This window comes from Lactobacillus jensenii DSM 20557 (genome assembly GCF_001436455.1).
GTDB lineage: Bacteria > Bacillota > Bacilli > Lactobacillales > Lactobacillaceae > Lactobacillus > Lactobacillus jensenii.
This window is the reverse complement of the sequence record NZ_AYYU01000059.1, coordinates 1-1,361: the sequence shown is the minus strand read 5'-3', so window position 1 is coordinate 1,361 and position 1,361 is coordinate 1. Positions and strand designations below refer to the sequence as shown.

Annotated in this window: 1 protein-coding gene; it reads right to left on the bottom strand. The window is 38.1% G+C overall.

All coding sequences use genetic code 11. From position 1 onward, the window contains the following. Positions 1-62: 62 nt before the first annotated feature. Positions 63-1,241, bottom strand: a complete 1,179-nt coding sequence (locus FC45_RS07420; RefSeq protein WP_006584480.1) for an IS256 family transposase — start codon at positions 1,239-1,241, stop codon at positions 63-65. Positions 1,242-1,361: the final 120 nt, after the last annotated feature.

The window sequence follows — 1,361 nt, the reverse complement described above, 5'->3', positions numbered from 1 at the left end:
GAAACTGTCAAATTTTTTGTGTAAATAGATCTTTCTCGTAAATTGTTTTTTTAACGTTTTATTTATTCAAAATAGGATTCTAAGGTATCCTGGACTTGACCAAAGCCTTTGTGAATTCGGTTGAAGTAGCGGTCATTGTAGCTCATTGCTTGGATGCCAATAAAAGTATCAAGCGACTGTTCAGTCGGGAACTCCGCTTTAGGCTTAGCCTTGCGCTTAATGACGTTATTAAAGGATTCGATCATGTTGGTAGAGTAAATTGAAGCCCTGATCTGCTTAGGATAATTATAAAAAACAAGCAGGTCTGGCTCGATGTCTTTCAGGTTTCTAATGACACGATTGTAGCTCTTGTTCCATTTGGCATAAAAAGCATGCAATACATCAACAGCAGCCGCTTTATTGGCTTGCTGGTGAATCTGCTTGAATTCGTTCATGATTGCCTCGCGATCGTCCACGCGTACTTTAGCGCAGATGTTGCGCATAACATGGACCAAGCAGCGTTGGAAATGAGCTTGAGGATAGGTCTTTGCCAGTGCTGCTTTCATGCCGACAACGCCATCTGAAAGGAAAAGCTCTACTTGCTTTAAACCACGAGATTTCATGTTCTGGAGCAACGCCGTCCAGACTTCAATATTCTCACTAGGCGCAATGCAGTAGTCGATAACTTCCTTGTGACCATTAGGCTTGATGCCAATGGCAATATATACTGCTTCTCGTTCAAAAGTTTCTCGACGCAACGGTATATACGTTGTATCAAGATAAACACAAAAGAACTTATCGCTCAGCTTACGCTTGTGATAAGCCTCAACTTTAGGAATCATTTGCTTAGAGATATTAGACACTTGAGCTGGACTATAATGACTGCCATACATTTTTTCGATCAAATTAGCTATTTCTCTAGTGGTTACACCTTTAGAATAAAGCTTTATAACCATATCTTCTAAGAGATCAGTATGTTGTTTATAGTCTGGCAGAGTGTGTTGATGAAACATACCATTGCGATCTCGTGGCACTTGTACCTCAATTGATCCAAACTGGGTATCAATTTTACGGAAATACGCACCATTTCTAGAATTACCAGTATTCCAGCCATTTCTAGCATAGGGATCATATCCTAAAAAGGCAGTCAGTTCAGATTCTAACATGTCATTAACAGCTTGTTGGATTTCATGACGAAGCAAATCATTAATTTTATCTTGATTGAATAGAGCTTGAGTTATATTTTTGGTAAAATCATTCATGAAGGAGTTCTTCTTTCTGTATGTTTTTTTTGTTCAAACCAATCATACGAGAAAGGAACTCCTTTTTCTAATGTTTTAGGAAATTAAATTAAGGAATAATTCATCCTTACACAAACTATT

What these genes read in the sequence shown, in the direction of transcription:
- FC45_RS07420 (WP_006584480.1), bottom strand. Translation starts at nt 1,241, where the DNA reads ATGAATGATTTTACCAAAAATATAACTCAAGCTCTATTCAATCAAGAT.